Genomic DNA, 26,348 nt, shown 5'->3' with positions numbered 1-26,348 from the left:
CTTAGCCTTTGGCTGAGCGGATTTTCTTTTCTTTGTCGTAGAACGGCATTTCTTCTGTCACGCAGGCGATTTCCGTTCCATCCCCATTGCGCACGGTCAGGCTGACACCCGGCGTCGCGCAGTCTTTGGGCATGCGTGCAATCCCGACGTTATGACTGTTCAAATCAGAATACATGCCAAAGGTGACCACGCCAACTTTCTCACCATCTTTGAGCAGGTCCGCCCCCTCATCCGCGGGCGTTGTCCCCTCCAGACGCACGCCGTAGATCTTGAAGCGTTCCTTGCCTTCAAGCGCATAGTGGTTTTCAGCGCCGATGAACCCGGTCTTGCCGGGCGATACTGTGAACTCAAGCCCCAGCTCCCAGATCGTATCGCCACAAGGCTCATCATCAAAGGGATAGGTCTCAGAATTGTCGCCGGGATAGAACAGGAGGTAGGATTCGGTCCGCAACAGATCAAGCGTGGAGAACTGCACAGGCTGGATGCCCATGCTGGCACCCTCGGACAAAATATTGTCCCAGACATGCACCACATCCTTGGCCCGCACGAAAATCTCATATCCGCGTTCACCGGTATAGCCCGTGCGCGAAATCATCACGTCGCGGCCAAAGAGCCGCGTGTGTGTGATCCCAAAATAGGCAAGGTCGCGGATTCCGTCGATATGTTGCGCCAGAAAGTCGACGGCCACAGGCCCCTGCAACGAGATGTCATGCAAATCATCGTCGAAAAGCACTGCAACATTCTTGCCCGCCGCGACGCTGGTCAATTGTTCCATTCCCGTGCCGGTTCCATGCACAACAAGCCATTGATTGACGTTGAGGTGATAGATGACACAGTCGTCGATGAATTTGCCTTCGCTGTTGAGAATGGCAGCATAAGTTGACCGGCCCGGCGCGATTTTCTCGACGTTCCGGGTCGTGACACGGTCAATGACATAGGCCGCATCAGGCCCGACAAGATGCACCTTCTTGAGGCCCGACACATCCATAAGCCCGGCTTTGGTCCGGATCGCTTCGTAATCCGCTTTGGCACGCTCGGGGCTGTGGTCATAGAACCACGCCGTGCCCATCCCGTTCCAGTCTTCCAATTCTCCGCCAATCGCCGCGTGACGATGTGCGAGCGCGGATTGCCTCCATAGAATGGCCATGGTTTTCTCCCTGTTCATGCGAGTCTTTTCTTGGCCGCATTCAGCCTCAGCTTGTTTTAAAAAGCAACAACCGTGTGCAAATTATTTTCCTGTCAGGCAAGAAAATGCAGGAAGCCGCTTGATACAGCGGCTTCCTGACGTGGCATTCAGTTTACTTGTCGAACTTTTTCGTTTTCTGCGTTTCGGTCCGCTGGCCAATCACCAGCACACCAACGCAAATCACGATTGCAACAAAGGTGGACAACCCCGGCAACGACGTGCCCCATCCCATAAACATCGCGCCATCAACGACACTCCAAGAGGCTTCTTCGTATGGAAACATTTCTTTTCCTTTCAGTTGGGTGTTGAGCTTATTCGGCAGGTGTCACGGGGGCGTCCACGCCCCATTCAGGATACCCGGCAGCGGGCACTTTGACGAGGTCCATGCCTGCTCGCTCGGCCCCTTCGCGGATACGCAGCATTCCGAACATCTTGAGGATGAAGGAAATGACGTACCCAGGGACAAATCCAAGCAGGAAGAATACCACGGCGCCCACGATCTGCCCCATCAGGCTGATTGTCGGCACCTCACCGGCAGCCCCTTGCAGCGAAGGATATCCTGCCCCGAATATACCCAACAAAATCAGGCCATAGAGGCCGATTGTTCCATGCACCGTGACTGCCCCGACGGCATCGTCGATGCCGCGCCGTTCCAACCAATCCGCACAGGGCTTAAGAATCACCCCAGCAGAGAATGCGATTATGAAGGCAATCGCCGGGAAATAAATATCCAGCCCCGATGCGGTCGAGATAATACCCGCCAGCGCACCCGACATCATCCAGAACGGATCGCGGGTGAACAACCATGCGCCAATGATACCACCAGATATCGCCATCAATATATTGAAGGACAAAGCCGACAAGGTCACCGGCGTGCCGTAGATCGTCGCGGGTTTATCTCCAAACCAGCTCCAGGCTTCGCCGGGCACGATCACGCAGGCCATCAAAAAGCCCCAGAACCCCACAATGATCAGCATCAGACCCGTCACTGTCAGCGGCATGTTATGCCCCGGAATATGATTGGCCGAACCGTCTTTGTTGAACTTGCCGATGCGCGGACCAAGATTGATCAGAACACCAAGTGCAAAGAACCCAGCCACCGCATGGACCAACCCAGCAGCACCAAAATCATGTACGCCAAACTGCGTGACCAACCAGCCATCCGCGTGCCAGCCCCAGGCTGCCGCAACGACCCAAGCAAAACTACCCAGCACAACGGCTAAGATGATGAATCCAACGGTCTGGATGCGTTCGATGACAGCGCCCGACATGATGGACGCCGTGGTTGCCGCGAAAAGTGCAAAAGCGCCAAAAAATACGCCCGACGCCTGATCAGCGACATTCGGACCCATATATTGCGCACTCTCACCCCAGCCCCATGCAATAGAATTTGCGTATTCAACGCCTGAAATACCTGCAGGCCCCGGCGCACCCGGCAATCCGGTTGGAAATCCCCAATATACCCACCAGCCGAAAAAGTAGAATGTCGGGATCATGAACGCAAAGGCGAGCAGGTTTTTAACACCCGAACTCAACACGTTCTTCAGGCGCGACGCGCCCATTTCATATGCCAGAAAGCCAACATGGATGATGATCATCAAGGGGATTGTCAGGTAGTAGAAGGTTTCCGCAAACATGCGATTGGTCGTTTGCCCACTCCCCTGAAGGGCCGCAATCTGGGCCGTTAATTCTGCAATTTGTTCTTCCACGATTTGCTCCCGTGTAGCTGTTGGTTCTCATACGCTGTCATGTGCAAGCTGCAGCGCTGATCAAAATGAAACATGAGAAGCGCGCTAAGGCGACTCTTTTTTCACACGTGTGAAAAAAAGTTTCCTGCCTGTTGAGTGGTCAAAGTTTTGATGCTAGCGTTTGAGTCGGACATTAAAATCACCTCAAGGGAGGCCCCGGCCATGTGCGGGATCGTAGGACTTTTTCTGAAAGACAAAGCGCTTGAACCTCAGCTGGGCGATATGCTGACGGATATGCTCATCACCATGACGGACCGCGGTCCAGACAGTGCCGGCATCGCAATTTACGGTGATGAAACAAAAGGAAAGGCCAAACTGACCGTACAGTCCAGCACGCCGGATCTGGACTTTGCCAAGCTGGATGAGGACCTGCAAAAGCACCTCGGCAGCATGGTGGAAATGAGCATCAAAGACACCCATGCAGTTCTGCGCCTTGATACGGTGGCCGCCGCCAAAGCACGTGTGGTGCTGCGCGACATTCGGCCAAGTGTAAAAGTCATGGGACATGGCGAAACGCTCGAAATATACAAGGAAGTCGGTCTGCCTAAAAATGTGGCAGAACGGTTCGAACTGCGCAAAATGAGCGGCTCGCACGGTATTGGCCATACCCGCATGGCGACAGAATCAGCCGTCACAACGATGGGTGCGCATCCGTTCAACACCGGTGTTGATCAATGCCTTGTGCACAACGGGTCCTTGTCCAACCACAATTCGCTGCGGCGCAAACTGCGTCGGCTTGGGGTGCACATCGAGACGGAGAACGACACCGAAGTTGGTGCGGCCTATCTGACTTGGAAAATGCAAACCGGTTCAACACTTGGCGAAGCATTGCAAAGCTCGCTGGATGATCTGGACGGCTTTTTCACCTTCGTTGTGGGCACAAAGGACGGGTTCGGCGTTGTACGCGACCCGATCGCCTGCAAACCCGCCGTGATGGCCGAAACGGATCAATACGTCGCGTTCGGCTCTGAATACCGCGCACTTGTGAACCTTCCCGGTATTGAAAACGCCCGCGTCTGGGAACCAGAACCCGCCACTGTGTATTTCTGGAGCCATGGCGCAGCCCCCACCGCAACTGAAAAGGCGGCTTGATCATGCAAACATTTGACTTGGAGGCGCAGGGTCTGCGCGAACTCAACTCAACACTACATGCGCAGTCCAAGGACACCAACCAAACCGTCTGGGAGATCGTGAACCCCAAGGGCAGCCATGCAATAGCCGTGGGTCTTGACGCGCCCATCGAGGTCAACATCAAAGGATCGACCGGCTATTACTGTGCCGGCATGAACAAGCAGGCGACTGTAAACGTCCATGGATCCGCCGGTCCGGGTGTCGCTGAAAACATGATGTCCGGCACAGTCTTTATTGACGGGGACGCGTCGCAATACGCGGGCGCAACCGGCAATGGCGGCACGTTGGTCATCAAAGGCAATGCCTCCTCCCGCTGCGGGATATCCATGAAGGGCATTGATATCATCGTACATGGCAACATTGGACATATGTCTGCATTCATGGCGCAATCGGGCAATCTGGTCGTTTGCGGCGACGCTGGCGAAGCGCTTGGCGACTCGCTTTATGAGGCAAGGCTGTTCGTGCGCGGATCGGTAAAATCCCTTGGTGCCGATTGCATCGAGAAAGAGATGCGACCCGAACATCTGGAGCTGCTTACCGAACTGCTGGAACGGGGCCAATGCGATGCCAAGGCGTCAGAGTTCAAGCGCTACGGGTCCGCCCGCCAACTGTATAATTTCAACATCGACAATGCGTACTAGGGGACTGAGATGAAAGATGATGCCAATGGTGCACCGCGCACGACCCCAATCCAATCCGCTACGTTTTCAAACCCTATAAACGCTGAGATCAGACGCGCGGCGGCCACGGGAATTTATGACATTCGGGGCGGCGGTGCCAAGCGGAAGGTGCCACATTTCGATGATTTGCTCTTTCTGGGGGCTTCGATCTCGCGCTATCCGCTCGAAGGATATCGCGAGAAATGCGAGACCTCGGTCACTTTGGGCACCCGGTTTGCAAAGAACCCGATCCAGTTGGACATCCCCGTCACCATTGCGGGCATGTCTTTTGGCGCTTTGTCCGGCCCCGCCAAAGAAGCACTGGGCCGCGGCGCAACGCTTGCGGGCACCTCGACCACAACCGGCGATGGTGGCATGACCGAAGAAGAGCGCGGACATTCCAAAAAACTGGTCTATCAGTATTTGCCATCCCGCTACGGCATGAACCCAGACGATCTGCGCCGCTGTGATGCGATCGAAATCGTCGTAGGGCAAGGGGCCAAGCCCGGCGGTGGCGGCATGCTTCTGGGTCAGAAAATCTCGGACCGGGTTGCTGAAATGCGCAATCTGCCCAAGGGCATCGATCAACGCTCTGCCTGCCGCCATCCGGACTGGACAGGGCCGGATGATCTTGAGATCAAGATCCTCGAGTTGCGTGAAATTACGAACTGGGAAAAACCCATCTATATCAAGATCGGTGGCGCGCGCCCCTATTTCGATACGACACTGGCGATCAAAGCCGGGGCGGATGTGGTCGTTTTGGACGGGATGCAGGGCGGCACAGCGGCGACGCAGGACGTGTTCATTGAACATGTCGGGCAACCAATCCTTGCCTGTATCCGCGAGGCCGTGCGCGCGCTGCAGGATCTTGACATGCACCGCGAAGTTCAACTGATTGTATCGGGCGGCATTCGGACCGGCGCAGACGTGGCCAAGGCGATGGCGCTGGGTGCGGATGCCGTGGCCATCGGGACAGCGGCACTAATTGCGCTGGGAGACAACGACCCCAAGTGGGAGGCGGAGTACAATGCCCTTGGCACCACGGCAGGTGCCTATGACGACTGGCATGAGGGCCAGGACCCTGCGGGGATCACCACGCAAGACCCCGAGTTGATGAAGCGCTTTGATCCGCTGGAAGGCGGGCGAAGACTGAACAACTACCTCAAGGTAATGACACTGGAAGCACAGACCATTGCACGTGCATGTGGCAAAAACCATTTGCACAACCTTGAACCCGAAGATCTTTGTGCATTGACGATGGAAGCTGCCGCCATGGCGAAAATTCCATTGGCAGGCACGGACTGGTACCCGGGGAAACCCGGCACGAGCTATTAAAAAATAAGGGCGCGGCCATTGGCACGCGCCCGTTTTACGACTGATAGGGACAAACACATGACAACTGATCTGGCGGCCTTTGCAAAAGAAAAAGGCGTTAAGTACTTTATGATCTCTTTCACCGACCTGTTTGGTGGGCAGAGGGCCAAGCTGGTCCCCGCGCAAGCCATCGCGGATATGCAGGAAGACGGTGCCGGGTTTGCCGGGTTTGCGACATGGTTGGACATGACGCCGGCCCATCCGGACATGTTGGCCGTGCCTGACCCGTCCTCCGTGATCCAGCTGCCTTGGAAACCGGAAGTCGCATGGGTTGCTGCAAACTGCGTGATGGAAGGGCAGGAAGTCGCCCAAGCGCCGCGCAACGTGCTGCGCCGCTTGGTGGACGAAGCTGCAGATGAAGGTCTTCATGTCAAGACCGGCATCGAAGCGGAGTTTTTCCTGCTAACCCCTGATGGCAGTCAGATCAGTGATGAATTCGATACCGCCGCAAAACCCTGTTACGATCAACAGGCCGTCATGCGTCGCTATGATGTGGTGCGTGAAATCTGTGATTACATGCTGGATATGGGCTGGGGCCCGTATCAGAACGACCACGAAGACGCCAACGGCCAGTTTGAGATGAACTGGGACTTTGACGATGCATTGCAGACCGCCGACAAGCATTCATTCTTCAAGTTCATGACGAAATCCGTGGCTGAAAAGCACGGCCTGCGCGCCACCTTCATGCCAAAGCCGATCGAAGGTCTGACCGGCAACGGGTGTCACGCGCATATTTCAGTCTGGGATGCCCCCGGAGCCGCATCGAAAGTGAATGTTTTCGCTGGCGAAGGCGAAGGACAGACCGGCGAGGTTGGCCTGTCCGAGCGCGGCAAGCACTTCCTTGGCGGGATCATGAAACACGCCTCAGCACTTGCAGCCATCACCAACCCGACGGTGAACAGCTACAAACGCATAAACGCCCCCCGCACGACTTCCGGGGCCACATGGGCGCCCAATACTGTGACGTGGACGGGCAACAACCGCACACATATGGTCCGCGTGCCCGGGCCGGGCCGCTTTGAATTGCGCCTGCCGGACGGGGCGGCAAACCCTTATCTGTTGCAAGCGATTATCATTGCCGCAGGCCTGTCAGGCATCCGCTCCAAGGCGGACCCCGGCAAGCGCCATGACATTGATATGTATGCCGAGGGTCACAAGGTGCGCGGTGCGCCCAAATTACCTCTGAACATGCTGGATGCGCTACGCGCTTATGACAAGGATAAGGGCCTCAAAGCAGCAATGGGAGCCGAATTCTCGGCAGCGTACCTGAAATTGAAAACGCAAGAGTGGCATGATTTCACGTCGTATTTCAGCGGATGGGAAAAAGAAAACACGTTGGATATCTGAGCTAAGAAAGAGGCCTGCGCGCCTTAAGCCCTCACATCTACTCAGTACTGCAGGAGACACTAAATGACAAAACGAGTTGCAATCATAGGTGCCGGCCCATCCGGTTTGGCACAACTGCGCGCCTTTCAGTCGGCCAAGGAAAAAGGCGCGGACATCCCCGAAGTTGTCTGTTTCGAAAAGCAGTCCAACTGGGGGGGATTGTGGAACTACACCTGGCGCACAGGTCTGGATCAATACGGCGAACCCGTACATGGATCGATGTATCGGTATCTGTGGTCCAATGGCCCCAAAGAAGGTCTGGAATTTGCGGATTACTCGTTCGAAGAACACTTCGGCAAACAGATCGCAAGCTATCCGCCCCGCGCCGTGCTCTTTGACTACATCGAAGGCCGCGTGAAAAAGGCCGGTGTGCGTGACTTGATCCGGTTTGAAACGGCGGTCCGCAGTGTTGAAGAAACGGACGACGGCAAGTTCACGGTCAAGGTAAAAGACCTGCCCGGTGACAATGAATACGAAGAGGTATTTGATTACGTCGTCTGCGCATCGGGGCATTTCTCGACACCCAATGTGCCGGAGTTCGAGGGCTTTGATTCGTTTAAGGGCCGCGTGTTGCATGCACATGATTTCCGTGATGCGCTGGAATTCAAAGACATGGACCTTCTGCTGATCGGCACCTCCTATTCCGCCGAAGACATCGGGTCCCAATGCTGGAAATACGGCGCAAAATCCATCACGGTCAGTCATCGTACCGCCGCCATGGGATATGACTGGCCCGATAACTGGGCAGAAGTGCCTTTGCTTCTCAAGGTTGACGGCAACACTGCGCATTTTAAGGATGGCACATCCCGCAAGGTTGACGCCATCATCCTGTGTACCGGCTACCAGCACCACTTCCCTTTCATGGCCGACAACCTCTGCCTGCGCACGGCGAACCGGCTGGCGACGGCGAACCTGTACAAGGGTGTCGCATGGATTGATAATCCGAACCTCTTTTACCTCGGGATGCAGGACCAGTGGTTCACCTTCAACATGTTCGACGCGCAGGCGTGGTGGGCGCGTGATGTGCTGCTCGGCCGGATCGCCCTGCCCGACCGCGCCACGATGCTTGCCGATGTCGAAGAACGCGTGGCCCGTGAGGATGCCGGAGAAGATGACTATGATGCCATCTGGTATCAGGGTGATTACGTCAAGGAACTGATCGCGGAAACGGATTATCCAAGTTTTGATCTGGAAGGGGCCTGTCAGGCCTTCAAGGAATGGAAGGGTCACAAAAAGAAGAACATCATGACGTTCCGTGACAACGGGTATAAATCTGTGATCACAGGGACCATGGCCCCCAAGCATCACACGCCGTGGAAAGACGCGCTGGACGACAGTCTTGAGGTCTATCTACAGAACTGATGCACGTTCTTGTCTTGCAGCAAACCGCCGCCGGTCATTCGGCGGCGGTCGCGTTTCATCTGACCTGACACGCATAAAACAGCGCAGCTAAGGCGCGCCAGAGATACGCAAGAACACGATGGTTTGCTGCAAAGCGGCTTTGTCCTTGAGCGATACATCGACGATCTTGCCCGCAACCGTGAAACGGCGCAAATCGTAGGTATCGGGGTGGTTGACCGTATTTTCCTTGGAGTACACTTGCGCATTGGCACAATCAGCGACCCGCTGAACCACAGCGTCAAAGCTCTGCGTGCTTGCGGCGGATCGGTAAGGAAACGACCAATAGCAGTGGCTTGACACAGCCCCGGAAAGCGCACGCGACGTGGCACAAACAGCGCCGGATGCCATACCTGACGCCTCAAACAGGGACATGTCACCCTGTTGCGACGGGTCGTATTTCTCCAGTTCGGTGCAGAAATCGCCCGCCAAGGACGCGCTACCAGCTGACGTCAGCGCAAACAGCCAGAGCACAACGTAGAGTCGACGGTTTCGCCTGAGGCACATTCGATTGATCAGAGGGTACATGCTATTCGCGTACCATCTGGTTTCCTTCTTCGACACGAAAAAGCGTTGGCGGCGTTGATTTGCTGACCCAGTAAAAATCGCCGTCCCACTCCATCACGAACCAGCCTTCCCAGTCCGCATCGTCTGGCCAGATGCTTTGAAATTCGTCACGCTCTGCGTCGACGCGCCATTTTCCATAGAGGGACGCCGTATCTGGCTGTGCATAAACGGTTTTTCCCTCTTTGCCGAAAAACTGAACGTAATCAGCGCCATCCCATTGGCCAAAGACCGTGTTCCCTGACAACAGCGCCTCGATTTCGTAGGCTTTCAGCTTGACCGCTTGGGCCAGCGCCGGAAGCGCACACAGCAGCATGACCGCCACGCAGGACACGGTTTTGACGGCCCTCATGCCCCCGGCACCTTTCCATCGTTCACCAACAGCAAAGCGACCTTTCGCAAAGTGGTGCGCAGCCGCTCCGTTTTGGGACCCAAATGGCCCAGATCGCTCAAGGTTCGGTCCATCACAGTGAGCCACAATTCCGCATCCTCCAGCAGAATGGGCACATGCGCGTGGATCTCGCGCACGTTCATATGGCGGTGTTTCTCAAGGTAATATTGCCGCCCGCCCATGAAGCCGGACAGGAAATTGAACTGCTCTTCGCGGGTATGTTCCAGACCGTGTCCGTCCATATGCAACGCCAGCAGACGCGCCGCCTCAGGTTCGGTTTCGACGAGATCATAAAAATGGGTCACCAGCTCACTCAACCCGGGCTCTCCACCGATTTGATCGAGCATGGTTTGTGTCATGAGCGGGGGCGTTCCTTGGCAGGGTCATAAGCGGCGACGGTCGGTGCGATAACAGCGGGCAGACGTTTTTGGTGACCATCAAGTTTGCCCACTTCCAATACCGTGCCCACATCGGCGTGTGCCACGTCAACACGCGCCAACGCGATGTTTTTGCCCAACAGCGGGGACCGCATGGACGACGTCACCTCGCCCACCTGCGCGCGGCCAACATGCAGGCAGTCGCCATGTCCCACATCCACGTTGCTGTCTATTTCAAGGCCCACCAGCTTGCGCATCGGGTTTTCCTTGCGCCGCAGCAGCGCGTCGCGGCCAATGAAATCGTCCGTCTTTGACTTCAACGGCACCGTAAACCCGACGCCCGCTTCAAAAGGATCGGTCTGGTCGGAAAAGTCATAACCCGCAAAGATCAGACCCGCTTCGATGCGCACCATATCCAAGGCTTCCAGCCCCATGGGTTTGATCCCATGCGCCTGCCCGGCCTCCCAAATGGCGTCGAAAATCTCTGCGCAATCCTTGGGGTGGCACATGACCTCATACCCTAATTCGCCCGTATAGCCGGTCCGCGAGATAACGAAAGGCGTGCCCGATTCATCATTAAGCCGCGCCGGTGAAAACCGGAACCATCCAAGCTGGTCGAACTCCGGGTTATGCGGTGCGGTCCAGACAAGCTTGCGCAGCAGGTCGCGACTTTCAGGACCCTGAACCGCCACATTGTGAAGCTGATCTGTGGATGAGCGAATTAGAACTTTCAGGCCCAGTTTTTCCGCCTGTTCCCTGATCCATTCCCCGCCATAATCGTTTCCGCCGATCCAGCGGAAATTGTCTTTGCCCAACCGGAACACCGTTCCGTCGTCGATCATGCCACCGTGTTCATAGCACATCGCGGTGTAAACGACGCCGCCCACGGCCAATGTCTTCATGTTTCGGGTGAAAATATACTGGCATAGCGCTTCGGCGTCAGGCCCTGTGATTTCGAATTTTCGCAACGGGCTGAGGTCCATGATCACGCATTTTTCGCGGCAGGCGTGGTATTCCTCGATCGGCCCGGTCTCGGCGTAACAACTGGCCAGCCAATAGCCGTTGTATTCAATAAAGTTGCGCGTGTGCTTGGCAAAGCTCTCGTGAAATCCGGTTTGTTTTGTCATTTTGGGCTCTGCTTCAGGGGTGGGACGGTACGCAACAGCGCGTTGAAAGGTCTCTTTTCCAGAGTAGGTGCGCACGTGAATATCAGTTGGGTTCCACCCGTTTGCAGCGGATGTGTCATCCGGACAGGCAGATGAAACGCAGACGATATCGGTCAGAGCGCGCAGCAGGACATAGTCACCCGGACGCGACCACGGTTCGTCCGAGTACATCACCCCATGCTCATCCAGAAAGGTGTTGAAAAAGAAGTTGATCGCCATCCACCCGGGACGGCCCGTCACATTGAACTTTTCCAACGCACCATTGAAATTGTCAGAGCAGTTTACGTGGCCGGGATAGCCGATGTCATCGTAGTATTTCGCCGAACAGGCCAATGCAAAGGCATCATGGCGACCGCAGGTGTCCTGCACGACCTCGACCAGCGGCAGCATCTCCTGATCGTAGTATTTTGCGTGCAGACCGGGCATCGGATAGGCATGCCCCATCAGCGTGCGCGTGGTCGTCACATCCAATGCGTGCTCGATCCCCTTGTCGAGTTTACGGGCCGAAAAACACTCGAAATCAGTGCATTGCCGGCCATCCACATCAATGATCTGGATGTAGTCGCCCGCTTTGACAAAATACGCCTCTGCGGTCTGGGTATGGACACGAATATCGTCAATCGGATCGGCAAGCGGGTCCGGCGCCTCAAAACTGGCGTGTCGTTTGATCACCGCGCGTTTGACCATGACCGTGATCGGCGTGGTTGTATTCTGACGCTCTGCGTCCATGGGCAACCCCGGTGCAGCAACAATCAGGCTGCCATCCCGTTCCACGCGCAGGCTTTCTTGTGATCCGGCGGGCGTGTCGCTCGCAAATATCTGCACCGCAGGCGCATCGGACAAGTCAATACCGCGCGCATCAAGCCCCATCCGCAATCCGCGCAAGGATTGATCACTGCTGAGCAACAATCGGCGCAGCCCTTCGGCCTGTGCATTGCCCGGAGCGTTCAGGATCGTCGGGTCGATCTTGCCACCTTTTCCAGCCGCAACAACTTCGCAGATCTGCGCACCTTCGTCATTGATCAGTGTAATCGCATCGCCTGCGAATACCGGGATCAAAACGGCACCCATACCCTCCACCACGTATCTTTCGGTGCCGGGCGGCAAGGTAAACTGCGACGGCAGGTAGATTTTGCTGGGTGAAGGCGGCCCGGGACGCACGTTGGCATATATTTCGTCAAGCATATCGCATCATGTCCCAGCTATTAATTTGCACGACCGGAATAAAAATTTATTTTTAAGAATAAGCATGCGTCGGTTTTCACTGCAAGTATTTTAACGCACCTGCCTCTCTTTTAGCGGGATCAGGGGTATAGTCTGACGACGATTGTCAGCGTGGCATGGGCTTCCGCCCCCGTACCATCGCCACAGGTTTGGCATTATGATTGCAACAGTCGCGTGGTTCTGCGGTCAAATCCGCACTGCTTGCGGCATAACACAACCATCAACAATAGTCAGATCACGCCAATTCGCTCAGCTGATATTGCGCCTTGGCCAACCATTCCGGGGAAATCTCCACACCCCATCCGGGTCTGTCCGTGATACGCGCATGCCCGTCTTCGATGCCATAGGGCGTTTCAACGAACAGCCCCTCTTGCCAAGGGTAATAATCAGGCCCTTCGATTGAAAACTCCAGATACTTCCCGGCATTCGGAATGGCGCGCAGCAGATGCATCGTGAACAAGGTCACCATCGACCAATTCGCGCAATGCGGCGTTACGGGCAGGCCGGCAGCTTTTGCCATCTGAACGACCCTCAGCGTGCGGCAGATGCCCCCGAGATACAGGATGTCGGGCTGAACGATATCCACGGCCCGCATGTCGATCATGCGCTGCCAAGTCGGTAGATCACAGTCCTGTTCCCCCCCGGTCACGTCAATGTCCAAAGCTTCAGTGACCTGTTTTGTCTGCGCGAGTTCCCAATAGGGGCAGGGTTCCTCAAAGTGGCAAAAGCCATGGTCCTGCAACATATGGCCAACCTCAATGGCGCGGTCCGGCGTGTAGCAGCTATTGGCGTCGATCAATAAATCCACGTCATCGCCCAGTTCGCGGCGCATGGTCGGAATGATCTCTTCGGTGCGACCGGGCCATTCATCGCGGTTGCGCCCGACCTCTGCACCGGCACGCATTTTAAAGGCGGTGAACCCTTGCGTATCCCGCAACATTTTCAAGCGGTCCGCTTCCTCGCTGGGCGTGATATCGCGCTTCATCGAGGACGCATAGGCGCGGATCAACCCCGGCGTGCCACCCAGCAATTCAGCAACGGGTTTACCCTCTTGTTTGCCGCGCAAGTCCCAGATTGCGGTGTCTACACCTGCCATGGCACGGCGCAGGTAAGAGCCGGGAAACTTGTGCTCGCGCTCTGTCACGATGTCGAGCAGATCATCCAGATCCGTGATGTCCTGACCCAGCATCCAGGGCGCGACCTGCCGGTGCAAAACCGTACAGGTGATGTCAGAGTGATAGGTCGATACCTGCCCCCATCCTTGCGCCCCGTCCTGCGTCGTGACGCGCACAAAGCCCACGGCCTCAGTGGTAAAGGTCTCAATCGATTTCAGCTTCATGTGAAGTCCTTTCAGGGCTTGGCATCGGCAAGAATAAGGTCGGATGCTCTCTCACCGACCATGATCGCGGGGGCATTTGTGTTTCCGGTCGGGATGGTTGGAAAGATGGAGGCATCTGCCACCCTGAGGCCTTCTATTCCGTGCACCTTCAGCCTCGCGTCAACCACGGAAACGGCGGGGTCCATCCCCATCCGACAGGTCGCGCAGGGATGAAAAACTGTCCACGATTTTTCCCGGATATAGGCAGCGATGTCTTCGTCGCGCGTGCACCTGACGCCGGGGAGAAGTTCACTTTCGATTACCGCCTGCATCGCCGGGGTCGCAGCGATCTCGCGGATCAATTTGATCCCTGCCAGCATCAGCGCGCGATCCTCCGCTGTGTCCAGATAGTTAGGGTATATCAACGGAGCCGCCATCGGGTCAGGCGATTGAATCTGCAAATGCCCGACACTTGTCGGCTTGCACGGGTTGAACCCCATCAAAAAGCCGGGAAACGGGTCCGGGCTCATCAGAGGGCGCACGCCAACGGGAGCGCGCGCGTAGCTGAGCGGCGAGAAATAGAGCTGCAGATCAGGCCCCGGTGATGTGTCGAACAGGCGCATGAACCCACCCCCCTGATTGAGGCTGAGCGAGAGCGGCCCTTTGCGTTTCAGCGCGTATTGCAAAGCCGCCCTGATCTTGCCCGGCAGGGGGCGCAGCTGCTGATTAAGGCTCGGCACACGGGCGCGGTAAAGATGATCAATACCCAGATGATCCTGAAGGTTCTGCCCCACTGCCGGCGCGTCCTGCACGATTTCTACCCCTTGCGCCTGCAACACGGCACCCGGACCAATCCCCGACAGTTGCAGAACCTGCGGTGAGCCGATGGCACCCCCTGACAGAATAACTTCGGCGCGCGCCTTGACGGATCTGACCTGACCCTTGTGCCGGTATTCGACCCCGACCGCCCGCTTGCCTTCAAACAAAACGCGCGTGACATGGGCACGGGTGCGAATTTCCAAATTCGCGCGCTTTCTCGCAGGCATCAGATAACTGCGCGCGGCGGAGGCGCGCAGTCCCCCTTTGGTATTGATCTGATAGCAACTCGCACCCTCCATCTCGCCCGCGTTATAGTCGCGGTTTGGGGGGATACCCGCCTGCTCAGCGCCGCGCAGATAGGCATGGGTCAGCGGGTGCACTTCGCCCCAAACGTCATGCACCGCCAGAGGTCCAGCCGTACCGCGCGCCGGATGTGCCGGGCCGTCCCAGTCTTCCATACGCTGAAACAAAGGGGCCACATCATCCCACCCCCAGCCCGGCGCGACCGCCTCCCATTCGGCATAATCGCGCGGGTGTCCGCGCACATAGACCATCGCGTTGATGGAACTGGACCCGCCCAGCACCTTGCCACGCGGCCAATAGGATCGCTGATCTTTAAGCCCGGCATTTGGTTCGGTGGTGTATTTCCAATTGACCCGCGCATCATGGTAAATCTTGCCATAGCCGATGGGCATTTGAATCCAGAGGTTTCTGTCGGTTCCCCCCGCCTCCAGCAGCAGCACGGTATATCTGCCGCTTTGCGTCAGGCGGTTGGCAAGGACCGAACCTGCTGACCCCGCACCGACGATGACATAGTCCACCGCTTCCAAACTACTTATCCGACGGGTTGCGCCCAAAGACCTGCGCAAGGATCATCATCAGCGAGGTAATGATGATCATGATCGTTGAGATCGCGGCAATCGTCGGGTCGATCTGATCACGCAGCGCGTTGAACATATTGCGCGTCAGGGTCGGGTTATCCCCGCCCGAAATGAACATTGCCACCACCACCTCATCAAAGGATGTCAGGAACGCCAAAAGCGCTGCCGTCACAATGGCAAAGCGGATTTGCGGGACGGTGATGGTCAAAAACGCCTTCCACCGTGGCGCCCCAAGGCTGCGCGCGGCAAGCTCCTGATTCATGTCATAGCTCTTGAGCGCGGAGCCCGTGACAATCACAACAAGTGGCAGGGCCAGCACGCTATGCGCCAGAACAAGACCGGTAAGGGAATAGAGCAGATTGACCTGAACAAAGACATAAAACGCGCCAATTGCCACCAGAACAACCGGCACCATCATGGGGGTGATCAGCATCAGATAGGCCAGCCGCACAAAACGCACGTGCGAATTGTGCAACCCATAGGCCGCAACCACCCCGACCGGCGTCGCCACCAGCATGGTCAGAACCGCGGCCTTGAGCGATGTGGCCGTGGCCTGCATCCATTCAGGTGAGCCGAAATAGTTGCGATACCAGCGCAAGGACCATGTTTCAGGCGGGAATTCAAGATATTGGGATTCCGAGAACGACATCGGGATGACGATCAGCGTCGGTGCCACCAAAAGCAGCATCACGACGGCGGCAAACACATAAAGCCACAGGCGCTGGCCGTGGGTGACCTGAGTCTCAGACGCGGGGCTATTCAACCACTTCAGCATCAGTGCCCGCCCCCTGTCATCTTGCCCAGATTGACAAAGCGCGAGGCCAGCCAAAGGATGCCAACCGTCAGCACCAGCAGCACCACACCCAGCGCGCTTGCTGCGCCCCAATTCACGAACAGCTCAATATTGGACACGATCTTCATCGACACCATGATCACCTTGCCACCGCCAAGAACGGCTGGGGTCACAAAAAACCCAAGGCACAGGACAAAGACCATCAACGATCCGGCCAAAAGCCCCGGGATCGACAGCGGAAAAAACACCGTCCAGAACGCGCGGCGTGGGCTGGCACCAAGGTTGGACGCGGCCTTGAGGTAGTCGTGATCGATCGCCTTCATCGCGTTGTAGACGGGCAGGATCAGGAAAGGCAGCATGATATGCACCATTCCGATCAGGGTGCCCGTCATATTGTGCACCATCTTGATCGGCTCGTCCCAGAGCCCCAGCGAAATGGCCCATTGGTTGACCAGCCCCTGCTTTTGCAAAAGCACCAGCCATGCGTATGTCCGCACCAATAGGGATGTCCAGAAGGGCACCAGCACCGTGATCAGGGCAAGGTTTGCCCAGCGGTTTGGCAGTTGTGACATGAAATAGGCCAGAGGATAGCCGATCAGAATGCACAACCCCGTGGTCAGCAGACTAACCTGAAAGGTCGTCACGAAAATCCTCGAATAGGATTTTCGTTTGATCATGCGTTCGTAGTTTTCCAGCGAGAACTGCCCGTCCGCCCCGATGAAGGAGACATAGAACAGCCACCCCACCGGAATGACCAGAACAACCAGCACCATCAACAGCGCAGGCGAACTGAGGCCAAAGAGTTTCAGCCGCTCCAGCGCGCCATCGCGCCGCAAGCCTTCGCTTTGGTGAGGATCAAGGGACGCGTCAGTCATCGGCGCTGATCAACACAGTATCGGCCGCCTCAAGCGACAGAGCGACCGGATCACCAACGCTGGGTAGATGCGCAACGATATCCCCGCGAATGCCGCCCCGCAGGCTTATCTCGGTGCCGTCAGAAAGCCTTGCATACATCAGATAGCTGTCGCCTTGGTAGACGACATTGGACACAGTGGCCTGAAAGACATTCGCGGTCCCGGACGCCGCACCAAGGCGCAGCCGTTCCGGGCGGATCATCAACAGCAGCGGCCCGGCTGGTGGCACATCGCCCGCGTATTTCAGCGCCATACCGGCACAAGTGATCTGATCGCCCCGCCGGTCCACCGGCAAAAAGGTGGAATCGCCAATGAAATCGGCGACAAACCGGTTCGCCGGAAAATCATAGAGCTGTCTTGGCGTGGCCAGTTGCATGATCTTGCCATGGTTGACGACTGCGATACGGTCCGACATCGTCAGCGCTTCCCGCTGATCATGGGTCACATAGACCGTCGTCATGCCCAGCTTTTCGTGCAGGCTGCGCAATTCGATCTGCATCTGATCGCGCAGTTTTTTATCCAGCGCAGACAGGGGTTCGTCCATCAACAGGATGCGCGGCTCAAACACGATTGAACGCGCCAGTGCGACGCGCTGTTTTTGCCCGCCCGACAATTGGTCGATCCGACGCTCACCGAAGCCGCCCAATTGCACCGTCTCCAAGGCCTCTTCGACGCGCCGCACGATTTCAGTCGCCGGTGTTTTGCGCAACTTGAGCGGATAGCCCACATTCCCGGCCACGGTCATATGCGGAAACAGCGCGTAGTTCTGAAATACCATTCCCACACCACGCAGATGCGGGGCGGTGCGGATGACCTCTTCGTCCCCGAATTTCAGACTGCCGCTGTCAGGACGTGTAAACCCAGCCAGAACCATCAACAGCGTGGTTTTCCCGGAACCAGATGGTCCCAGCAGGGTCAGGAATTCGCCGCTTTTGACATCGAGCGATACGTCGTCCAACGCATACACCGATCCGTAACTTTTGGTCACATTCCGGACCGTGATGGGCAGTGCGTTGGTCAAAATCTATTCCTTAATTCAAGCTGCGGGCCGCCAAACGGCCCGCAGGTCATAGTCTGCGCTGCTCTGATCACTCAGTCAGCATTTCCTGATACATCTCATCCGCGATGGTTTCCCACTTTGCGTACCATTCCAACGAAACCGGCAGCTGCATCGCGGCGTTTTCAGGCGACGATGGCAGGCCTGCCGCCATTTCCGCCGTGATCACACCGGTGTCATAGGCGGCTTTGTTGGTTGGGCCGTAGGTGATGTAAGTGGGCAGGTCGTCCTGATACTCAGGCTTTGATATCTCGGCGAGGAATTCCATCGCCACATCCTTGTTGGGCGCACCAAGCGGGATCGCAAAACAATCGTAATCCAACAGCGCCTGATTGAAGCTGTACTTGACCTGCGCGCCGTCTTTTGCCGCATTGTCAAAACGCCCGTTCCAGCCGGTGCTCATGTCGACCTCACCGTCTTTCATAAGCTGCGCCTGTTGTGCGCCGGACGACCAGAACACGTCAATTTCGGGTTTCAGCTCGCGGATCTTGTCCAATGCGCGTTCGATCCCTTCTTCGGAATCGAGCTCGGCATAAACATCCTCAGGTGCCACGCCCAGCGCCATCATGGCAGGCTCAAGCGCCCCTGCCACCCGGTTGCGATAGGCGCGCTTTCCGGGGAATTTATCAACATCCCAGAAATCAGCCCAGCTTTGCGGGCCGTCATCGCCATAGGTTGCCGTGTTCCAAGCGTAGACGGTAGAAAACACGTCACCGCCAACGCAGTAATCCGTGTAAAGGCCCTCGTAGAAAGTTGAGACATCAATGACGCTGTAATCCAGCTTTTCCAAAAGCCCCTCCGCAGCAGCGCGCGCCGCAGACCCGGACCCGCTGGCCACAATATCTAGGGACACGGCACCAGACGAGACCTGCAGGCGGACGTCAGACATCCCTCCATAGGTTTCCTGTTTCACGACGATGCCCGTGTTGGCTGCCGCCGGTTCAAAGAGCGCTTTGCTTTGCGCCTCCTGATATGATCCGCCCCATGACGCGACTGTGACGGTCTTTTCTTGTGCATAGGCCGTCGAACTCAGCAGCGCCGCTGCCAGTGTTAAACCAAGTGTTCTTTTCATGATTTTCCTCCTTGTTGTTTTCACGCGCCCGTTTGGGGGCACCTTGTTGGTTTTGTTTTTTCAGGCGGTTCAGCATCATAGCCGCCCAGATGTCTCAGTCACGATGATGCGGCAGCACGTTCGCTCTCAATCCGGTCCTGTCTGCGGTACCATGCAACGGTCGCGGGCAAAAACCATGGGTTTCCGGTGTAAAACGGGCGCGTCGGGTGGGTCAGCCCGTCAAAGGCAGTGGTGCCTTCCGGTCTGCCCAAGACCTTTTGGCCCATTCGCTTGCCCAGATAGCTGGCCATTGAAACGCCAGCTCCGCAGTAGCCCATCGCATAATGCACGCCCTCGTGAACGCCGGTATGGGCAAGTTCGTCAAAAGTATATGCAACCTGCCCGCTCCACGAATGGGTGATGGCATAGGGCGCAAGCTGCGGAAAAATTTGACACATATCCGCAAACAGCTTTGGACCGCTGATCGCTGTATCAGCCTCATTGGCCGATACACGTCCCCCAAATAGCACGCGCGTTCCATCTGGTGACGGACGATAGTAATAGACGACTTTGCGCGTGTCGCTGGCAATCCGGGACGTTGGGAAAAGCTCACACACAAGGGCCTTGGGTAAAGGTTCTGTTGCGATCACATAGCTGCCTATTGGAATGACGCGGCGCTGCAACCATGGCGTCACACCGCCCGTATAGCCATTGGTCGCAACGATCACGTCGCGCGCGCGCACCTGCCCCTTGGCGGTCGAGAGCAGAAAACCAACAGCGTCTCGCTTGATGACCGTCACCGCACAGTGGCCAACGACATGCACCCCAGCCAATTGCGCCAATGTCAGCAAACCGCGATGGTATTTCGCCGGGTTGATCGACGCATGACGCGGAAAGACCACGCCGCCATGATAGGTGTCTGATCCAAGCTCGCTGCGTTGTTCGTGACGGGGCACGGCAAAGGCTTCGATCCCTTCTGCCCGGCTCAGGGTTTCTGCACCGCGCGCGATCTCTTCATAATGCGCAGGCGTATGTGCGGCGTGATACCTGCCGCTGCGCAGAAAATCACATTCGAGCCCTTCGGAGGGAACAAAGTCACCGATCCATTCAAGCGCGGCTTCCCCCTCCTTGCGGATCGCGCGCGCGCGGGTTGCCCCATATTTGGCCGTCAGCTTTTCGAGGGACGGTTTGATACTGGTGCTGATCTGGCCCCCGTTTCGGGTGCTACACCCCCAGCCGGGTTCTTGCGCATCCAACACCATTGTCTTGCGCCCGGCCCGTGCGGTTTCGATCGCAGCATGCATGCCTGTATACCCGGAACCGACAATGGCAACATCGACATCCTCCAGCGGAACACTCGGTAATTCAGGCAGCGCAGGCACGTCGTCCAGCCAGAATGAACTGTCCTTGCACTCCTTTCCAAACACCTCGATCACCGCCATCCTACGTTCCCCCAAACGCCTGATTACCCTCGCCAATCGTGTTCCAGAGTATATCCGAGCGCTTTGGAAAGGGGCCTGTCTGTTGACGTTAGAAACAAGAAGGGATTAAATCAATTTAAATTCAGTTATCACAGTATTCGATTCACTTATGCAAAAAGCGACCGAATGGGCACGATGAAACTTCGGCACATGGAAGTGTTTAGCGCTCTGATTGACGCCGGCTCCGTGTCCCGCGCGGCAGAAAAGCTCAATCTAACGCAGCCCGCGGTCAGCATCGCGCTCAGCAATTTCGAGGCAGAACTGGGGTTTCGCCTGTTTCACCGCGAACGTGGTTTTTTCACACCGACGACAGAAGCCATGCTGCTGCACGAAGAAGTCACGAAAGGTCTGCAAGCGATTTCGCTCGTGAAGCAACGCGCAGCGGGCATTCTTTCAGGTCAAACCGGGCACATCAGTATCGCCACGAACGGTGTGCTTGCTTTCAACTTTCTGCCCCGGGTGTTGGCATCCTTCCAACGCGACCATCCCAATATAAAGACGGATATAAAGGTTCATTCCTCACGCCAGATCGCCTCTTGGGTTGCGGGTCATCAAATCGACATCGGGCTGATCGACCTGCCCGTGCCGGTGGCCGGCCTGCATGCCGAGATCTTCAATTTCGAATGCGTCTGCGCGGTTCACAAAGACGACCCGCTGGCCGCACTTGAGACGATACACCCGACGTCTCTTGCCGGGCGGTCCGTGGTCAGCATTACCGGCGATCATCAGATTGACCGCCAACTTGAGACGCTTCTGGCTGATACCAACACCCTTATCTCAAGCAACGCGACGGCCTATTATTTCGCGATCGCACGTAAACTTGTGGCAGCCGGTGACTACGTCGCCATTCTGGACCCGATAAACGGCAAGGCGGATTTGCAGGACGACGTCGTCTGGCGTCCTTTTGTGCCCCGTATTGATAATGACCTCGCCGTGATCACCGCAAAGGGGCTGCCGCTTGGCCGCACGGTTCTTGAAATGCATACACGTATCCGCACAGCCCTCAAGCAGCTGGCCCTATGACGCGTGCCGGCGCATCCAAAAGGGTCATTTCTGACCACTTGACCAACTTCATGCAGGCGGCATCTGCCGAGGTGAAGCAACATGACACGGAGATTGCACGGCGCATGAGTGCCGCACTGTCCGCTGATCAATCGCAACCACCCGTATTAGCCCCCGCAAGAGTACCGGCCTGTCACATATTGCCAAAACTTATGTCAGCCCCCGAAACCGACCTGATGTCACTGTTGGCTGAATGCAGTGACACCTTGCACTGGCGCGAGGCGGGGTTTGGAAAACTACCCGCCCAAGCGGTGCAGAAACTGGCAGTCACCGAATTGATTGGGCCGGACGCATTGTTCCCGAACCCCGACATACGTATCGGCCTTTTGATACAGGGGGACGGCTTTCATTATCCCAAACACCATCACGCCGCAGAGGAGCTGTACCTGATCCTGAAAGGCACCGCCTTCTGGAGCGTCGAGAATAAAGCGCACACCCCCCGGGCACCCGGTGGCTTTGTGCATCACAAATCGCACCAGCCACATTCCATCGTGACGGTTGATGAACCCATGCTGGCCCTTTGGGGGTGGGTTGGTGATGTCGACGGGTCTTCGTACTCCGTCTGAAAGATCACTGCCGAGGGCCGTCCGGGGACAAGCTGCACCCTGTCACATAGATTTCCGCGATCCAGCTATCTCTGCCACGTTGGACGCCCTGTCCGCGCCGCGCCGCCACGCAGATGGGGCCACCCCGGTTACACGGCGAAACTCTCGATTAAAGTTGGACTTGGTGTTGAACCCGCTCTCCAGCATCGCGTCGGTGACGGATGATCCGGCTTCGATCAGATGACAAGCGTGCCGGATGCGCCAGGCGTTCACATAGCGGGAAACATTGGACCCTGTCGCGCGATTGACCGCCGCAGACAGGCGTTTTTCCGGCAGATGCAGCCGCCGCGCGAGGCGTGTCAGGTTGAGGTTAGGATCCAGATGCAAAGGCTCACGCGACAAAAAGCTTTCGAGGCGCGCGAGGATTTCGTCATCCTCAGCGATAGATTCGTGCGAGGGCGCAGCGCGGGCCTCATGTTCATCGTTCTCCGCACCAGATGCCGCCGGGCTGCAGCTGAGCAATCCCAGCAACAGCAGCGCAAGCGATGACGAGGCGGTGATCATCCAGCCCGTCCAGCTGTCGTTACCGGTCATGAAAGCCAGCGCGATCAGAACATCGCTGAGGGCCGAGCCAATCAGTGCCCAGCCCAGCACTTTCCAGATCATGCCGGGCGTCTCTCCGGCTTCAAGGCGTGCCAGCGGCATGTCGGAAAACATGCTAATGCGCCACAGGATTGCTGCCCCATAAGCCACGAAGATCACGGGAACGACAGCGTCCAACGTCTCGGGCGCAAATACGCGACAGAACAGCGCAAAGGCCGGGGCCACCGCATGCAGGGACAGTTTGCGCAATGACAGGCGGCGGACCAGAGCATCCTGAAACGTAATCCAAGCCAGTGGCGGGATCGCCGCAGCAGTTACCGGCAGGACCGGGCGCAGCCATTCCACGTTATACCCGCCGACCAGCGCCACGAGAAAGGATTGCACGGCACAGGCGGCCATAAAGAAAACCAGCACCTTCCTGCCCCCGGATAGGAACGTACGCCCGGCGAGATAAGCGAGCACAAGGGCCACGAAGGCAGGTATCGGCAACATCGGCATACCCCCCCTTCTATCCGAAATCCGGATCGTGGCGACCTCTATCCCGGATATAGGACGCGGCTTGGGCGCTATCTGGCGCATCAGGGCAACAACGTTCATCAACGGAGGTTCCCATGAAACGTATTGCTCTCTTGTCGCTTCTATCCTTGTCACACGCATGTGCCGCCGCGGCAGATATGCTGCCCGGATATGACCGGTTCGATCTGTCCACAGCCCATCGCGCCACCGCAGTCGCGGCGTCAATCTGGTATCCGGCGGCCAATCCGACCTACCGGGCCCCCGTCGGCGACGGCCCGATTTTCGAGCCGAGCTTTGCCTTTGTCGGCGCTGCGGTTGCGGATAGCCAACACCCGCTTGTCCTGCTGTCCCACGGGTCGGGCGGCAATGCGCAAACATTGGGCTGGCTGGCAAGCGGTCTGGTGGATCGCAGCGCGATGGTGCTTGCGGTCAATCATCCCGGCTCCACCAGTGGCGACAGTTCACCGCGCCGCTCGGTCGATCTTGAAGCGCGGGCGTCCGATCTGTCGGCGGCACTGGACATGATCCTTGCGGACCCTGCCTTCGCGCGCCATGTCGACCGGGACAGGATCAGCACCGTTGGGTTCTCGCTTGGGGGTGCGACATCGCTTGGGCTGGCCGGGGTGCGATTCATCGGCGCACAACAGGATGAAAACTGCGCAACAGGTCCTGATGCCGCCGATTGCACATTTTTCCAGCTTGGGGGTGTGCGGTTTGCCGACTATCCCGGCTTTGACGCGGACACCCGCGATGAGCGCATCAGCCGCGCCGTGATCATCGACCCGGGGTTTGGTGGTTCCGCGGATCCCGCAAGTCTGAACACCGCCCTGCCCGGTATCACGCTGATCAATCTTGGCGATGCAGATCGTCTGGGCGCTGCCGATGTGGGACCAGAGGGAAATAACCTCGCCAATCGGTTGCCAGATGCCCGCTATGTCGAGATTGCCCCGGCCAATCATTTCACCTTTCTGAGCACCTGCAAACCCGGGGCGACAGGCATGCTGGAAGAAGAGGGAGAAGACCCGATCTGCTCTGACCCGGCAGGGACTGATCGTAAAGCAACCCATGCGCGTTTGATTGACGCTGTTGCGACCGGGCTTGGACTATAGTCAAGCGACTTCAGGTGTATTCCGCGCCCGTCGGCGCGTGACGCCGGAGGGTCTTTTGAAGAGGGCGGGCGGGGTCCAGCCCTGTTGCGCTTTTTCGTCGAACGGCAGGCGACTGCACCGAACGGTGCCGGGCGCGAACACTCGCAACCGGTCCGCTGCTGCCGGAACGAGGCCGAAAACCCCTACCAAAGATGCATCAACGCGGCACTGAAATGATTTTGACCATTTCAACTATGCCGTTAACATTCACCTACGCCGCCCATCTTTCACCGGGGGGCGATCAAGGGAGGACCATGAATGAACGACCGTATGCGTTTTGGAATTTTTCTGGCACCGTTTCACAAGCCGGGTATCAATCCGACATTGGCACTGGAGCAAGACCTCGAACTGGTGCAATGGCTGGATCGATGCGACTATGACGAAGTCTGGTTTGGCGAACACCATTCCGCCGGATCCGAGATTTCCGCCAGCCCTGAAATAATGATCGCCAGTGCTGCGCCACGTACGCGCCGGATCAAACTGGGCACCGGCGTTGTCTCCGTCAGCTATCACAACCCGCTATGGGTCGCAGAAAAGATCGTGCAACTGGATCACCTGACCCGCGGCCGTGTCATGCTGGGCCTTGGGCCCGGCTCCTTGCCGACCGACGCCGCCATGATCGGCCTGAGCCAGAAGGACACCCGTGGTTTGCTGGCAGATGGGCTGGACATCATCACGCGTCTGTTGCGCTCTGACGAACCGGTGAATTTTGAGAACGATCGCTGGACGTTGAAAGATGCGCGTCTGCACCTGCGTCCCTATTCCAACTTTGATCTGGCCACTGCCGCCGTTGCCTCACCGACTGGGCCAAAACTGGCCGGAAAGTATGGGACCGGTTTGATTTCCATCGGCGCGACAACGGCCGCCGGATTTGATGCCCTCGCCCTGCATTGGGACGTGATCGAGGAAGAGGCGCGACACCATAAGCAACAGGTAGACCGCTCAAAATGGCGGCTTGTCGGCCTGTGTCATATCGCGGAAACTGCCGAACAGGCGCGCCGCGATGTGGAATACGGGATTGAACACTGGTTCAATTACTTTCAGGAAATCGCCGCCTTCCCGCAGATGTCCATGCCGGGCCAGAACGCCAAGGAGATGATTGATTTCATCAATGACAGCGGGTTCGGCGCAATCGGCACGCCAGAGATGTGCAAGGCGCAAATCGACCGGTTGTGGAAGCAATCTAATGGCGGGTTTGGCGCTTATCTGATGCTCGCGCACAATTGGGCGAATTTTGATGCCACGCGCAAAAGCTACGAGTTGATCGCCCGTGAAGTCTTCCCGCACTTTCAGGGCCAGCATCTGTCCACAATGAATGCCGCCGTGCGGGCCCAAAAGATGCGCCCCGAACTGGCAGCGGTTCATGCCAAAGCTGTCGAAACCGCGCAGGAGATTTATTCGGCGGAGAAAGACAGCCGCGGCGCAAAAGCAGCCGAACCGGCGGAATAAAATCCAAGGCTGCCGCATGTCAGCATGCGGCAGCCCAAGGCCCGCCTAGAGCGTCCGACGAAATACCTGAAACATCAAGTATCACGTAACGCGTTGAAATCCTTGAT

Annotated in this window: 24 protein-coding genes; 9 read left to right on the top strand and 15 right to left on the bottom strand. The window is 57.2% G+C overall.

Annotated features, from left to right (window positions below):
- Position 1: 1 nt before the first annotated feature.
- The 3 genes from K5Q35_RS13965 to K5Q35_RS13955 all read right to left on the bottom strand — a co-directional run bounded on the left by K5Q35_RS13965 (position 2) and on the right by K5Q35_RS13955 (position 2,895).
- Positions 2–1,147 (bottom strand): aminomethyltransferase family protein, encoded by a 1,146-nt coding sequence (locus K5Q35_RS13965; RefSeq protein WP_220799989.1) that lies wholly within the window; start codon positions 1,145–1,147, stop codon positions 2–4.
- A gap of 151 nt (positions 1,148–1,298) precedes the next feature.
- On the bottom strand, positions 1,299–1,469 hold the full coding sequence (locus K5Q35_RS13960) for a hypothetical protein (protein WP_013960556.1): 171 nt from the start codon (positions 1,467–1,469) through the stop codon (positions 1,299–1,301).
- Positions 1,470–1,497: 28 nt separating this feature from the next.
- Positions 1,498–2,895, bottom strand: coding sequence for an ammonium transporter (locus K5Q35_RS13955; protein ID WP_220799988.1), 1,398 nt, complete (start codon positions 2,893–2,895; stop codon positions 1,498–1,500).
- Between the two features lie 201 nt (positions 2,896–3,096).
- Between K5Q35_RS13955 and K5Q35_RS13950 the strand changes: the two genes are divergently transcribed.
- From K5Q35_RS13950 to K5Q35_RS13930, 5 genes are all read left to right on the top strand, one after another.
- Entirely contained in the window at positions 3,097–4,026 is a 930-nt protein-coding gene (locus K5Q35_RS13950; protein WP_220799987.1) for a glutamine amidotransferase family protein, read from the top strand.
- A gap of 2 nt (positions 4,027–4,028) precedes the next feature.
- Entirely contained in the window at positions 4,029–4,706 is a 678-nt protein-coding gene (locus K5Q35_RS13945; RefSeq protein WP_013960553.1) for a GXGXG domain-containing protein, read from the top strand.
- A gap of 9 nt (positions 4,707–4,715) precedes the next feature.
- Positions 4,716–6,059 (top strand): FMN-binding glutamate synthase family protein, encoded by a 1,344-nt coding sequence (locus K5Q35_RS13940; protein ID WP_220799986.1) that lies wholly within the window; start codon positions 4,716–4,718, stop codon positions 6,057–6,059.
- Positions 6,060–6,116: 57 nt separating this feature from the next.
- Complete coding sequence (gene glnT, locus K5Q35_RS13935) at positions 6,117–7,445, top strand: type III glutamate--ammonia ligase (RefSeq protein WP_013960551.1); 1,329 nt, start codon at positions 6,117–6,119, stop codon at positions 7,443–7,445.
- Between the two features lie 63 nt (positions 7,446–7,508).
- Entirely contained in the window at positions 7,509–8,846 is a 1,338-nt protein-coding gene (locus tag K5Q35_RS13930; RefSeq protein ID WP_220799985.1) for an NAD(P)-binding domain-containing protein, read from the top strand.
- A gap of 87 nt (positions 8,847–8,933) precedes the next feature.
- Here the strand turns inward: K5Q35_RS13930 and K5Q35_RS13925 are convergent, their stop codons facing one another.
- From K5Q35_RS13925 to K5Q35_RS13875, 11 genes are all read right to left on the bottom strand, one after another.
- Positions 8,934–9,314: a hypothetical protein gene (locus K5Q35_RS13925; protein ID WP_259650542.1), complete on the bottom strand. Its 381-nt coding sequence runs from the start codon at positions 9,312–9,314 to the stop codon at positions 8,934–8,936.
- A gap of 97 nt (positions 9,315–9,411) precedes the next feature.
- Positions 9,412–9,798: a hypothetical protein gene (locus K5Q35_RS13920; RefSeq protein ID WP_220799983.1), complete on the bottom strand. Its 387-nt coding sequence runs from the start codon at positions 9,796–9,798 to the stop codon at positions 9,412–9,414.
- On the bottom strand, positions 9,795–10,196 hold the full coding sequence (locus K5Q35_RS13915; RefSeq protein WP_013960546.1) for a group II truncated hemoglobin: 402 nt from the start codon (positions 10,194–10,196) through the stop codon (positions 9,795–9,797). The genes K5Q35_RS13920 and K5Q35_RS13915 overlap by 4 nt, the downstream gene beginning before the upstream one ends.
- Entirely contained in the window at positions 10,193–12,565 is a 2,373-nt protein-coding gene (locus tag K5Q35_RS13910; RefSeq protein WP_220799982.1) for a DUF1989 domain-containing protein, read from the bottom strand. Before K5Q35_RS13910 ends, K5Q35_RS13915 begins: the two co-directional genes overlap by 4 nt.
- Before the next feature lie 274 nt (positions 12,566–12,839).
- A complete protein-coding gene (locus tag K5Q35_RS13905) occupies positions 12,840–13,943 on the bottom strand; it encodes a mandelate racemase/muconate lactonizing enzyme family protein (RefSeq protein WP_220799981.1) in 1,104 nt (367 codons plus the stop codon).
- Positions 13,944–13,954: 11 nt separating this feature from the next.
- A complete protein-coding gene (locus K5Q35_RS13900; protein WP_220799980.1) occupies positions 13,955–15,571 on the bottom strand; it encodes a GMC family oxidoreductase in 1,617 nt (538 codons plus the stop codon).
- A 1-nt stretch (position 15,572) separates the two neighbouring features.
- Positions 15,573–16,397 (bottom strand): ABC transporter permease, encoded by an 825-nt coding sequence (locus K5Q35_RS13895; protein ID WP_220799979.1) that lies wholly within the window; start codon positions 16,395–16,397, stop codon positions 15,573–15,575.
- A complete protein-coding gene (locus K5Q35_RS13890; protein WP_013960541.1) occupies positions 16,397–17,290 on the bottom strand; it encodes an ABC transporter permease in 894 nt (297 codons plus the stop codon). Before K5Q35_RS13890 ends, K5Q35_RS13895 begins: the two co-directional genes overlap by 1 nt.
- A complete protein-coding gene (locus K5Q35_RS13885) occupies positions 17,283–18,350 on the bottom strand; it encodes an ABC transporter ATP-binding protein (RefSeq protein WP_013960540.1) in 1,068 nt (355 codons plus the stop codon). The genes K5Q35_RS13890 and K5Q35_RS13885 overlap by 8 nt, the downstream gene beginning before the upstream one ends.
- Before the next feature lie 67 nt (positions 18,351–18,417).
- Positions 18,418–19,458, bottom strand: a complete 1,041-nt coding sequence (locus K5Q35_RS13880) for a polyamine ABC transporter substrate-binding protein (RefSeq protein ID WP_013960539.1) — start codon at positions 19,456–19,458, stop codon at positions 18,418–18,420.
- A gap of 98 nt (positions 19,459–19,556) precedes the next feature.
- Positions 19,557–20,879 (bottom strand): FAD-binding oxidoreductase, encoded by a 1,323-nt coding sequence (locus K5Q35_RS13875; protein ID WP_220799978.1) that lies wholly within the window; start codon positions 20,877–20,879, stop codon positions 19,557–19,559.
- A 165-nt stretch (positions 20,880–21,044) separates the two neighbouring features.
- On the opposite strand from K5Q35_RS13875, the gene K5Q35_RS13870 reads away from it, so the two are divergent.
- Together K5Q35_RS13870 and K5Q35_RS13865 are read left to right on the top strand one after the other, a co-directional pair.
- Positions 21,045–21,941: a LysR family transcriptional regulator gene (locus tag K5Q35_RS13870; RefSeq protein ID WP_220799977.1), complete on the top strand. Its 897-nt coding sequence runs from the start codon at positions 21,045–21,047 to the stop codon at positions 21,939–21,941.
- Positions 21,938–22,546 (top strand): dimethylsulfonioproprionate lyase family protein, encoded by a 609-nt coding sequence (locus tag K5Q35_RS13865; protein ID WP_220799976.1) that lies wholly within the window; start codon positions 21,938–21,940, stop codon positions 22,544–22,546. Before K5Q35_RS13870 ends, K5Q35_RS13865 begins: the two co-directional genes overlap by 4 nt.
- Before the next feature lie 42 nt (positions 22,547–22,588).
- Here the strand turns inward: K5Q35_RS13865 and K5Q35_RS13860 are convergent, their stop codons facing one another.
- Positions 22,589–23,725, bottom strand: a complete 1,137-nt coding sequence (locus tag K5Q35_RS13860) for an AraC family transcriptional regulator (protein ID WP_259650541.1) — start codon at positions 23,723–23,725, stop codon at positions 22,589–22,591.
- Positions 23,726–23,739: 14 nt separating this feature from the next.
- Here K5Q35_RS13860 and K5Q35_RS13855 point away from each other — a divergent pair, with 14 nt between their 5' ends.
- Together K5Q35_RS13855 and K5Q35_RS13850 are read left to right on the top strand one after the other, a co-directional pair.
- Positions 23,740–24,753, top strand: coding sequence for a hypothetical protein (locus K5Q35_RS13855; protein ID WP_220799975.1), 1,014 nt, complete (start codon positions 23,740–23,742; stop codon positions 24,751–24,753).
- A gap of 297 nt (positions 24,754–25,050) precedes the next feature.
- Positions 25,051–26,241: an LLM class flavin-dependent oxidoreductase gene (locus tag K5Q35_RS13850; RefSeq protein ID WP_013960533.1), complete on the top strand. Its 1,191-nt coding sequence runs from the start codon at positions 25,051–25,053 to the stop codon at positions 26,239–26,241.
- Positions 26,242–26,348: the final 107 nt, after the last annotated feature.

Source organism: Roseobacter sp. OBYS 0001 (genome assembly GCF_019654895.1).
GTDB lineage: Bacteria > Pseudomonadota > Alphaproteobacteria > Rhodobacterales > Rhodobacteraceae > Roseobacter > Roseobacter litoralis.
This window is presented reverse-complemented; position numbering and strand designations above follow the sequence as displayed.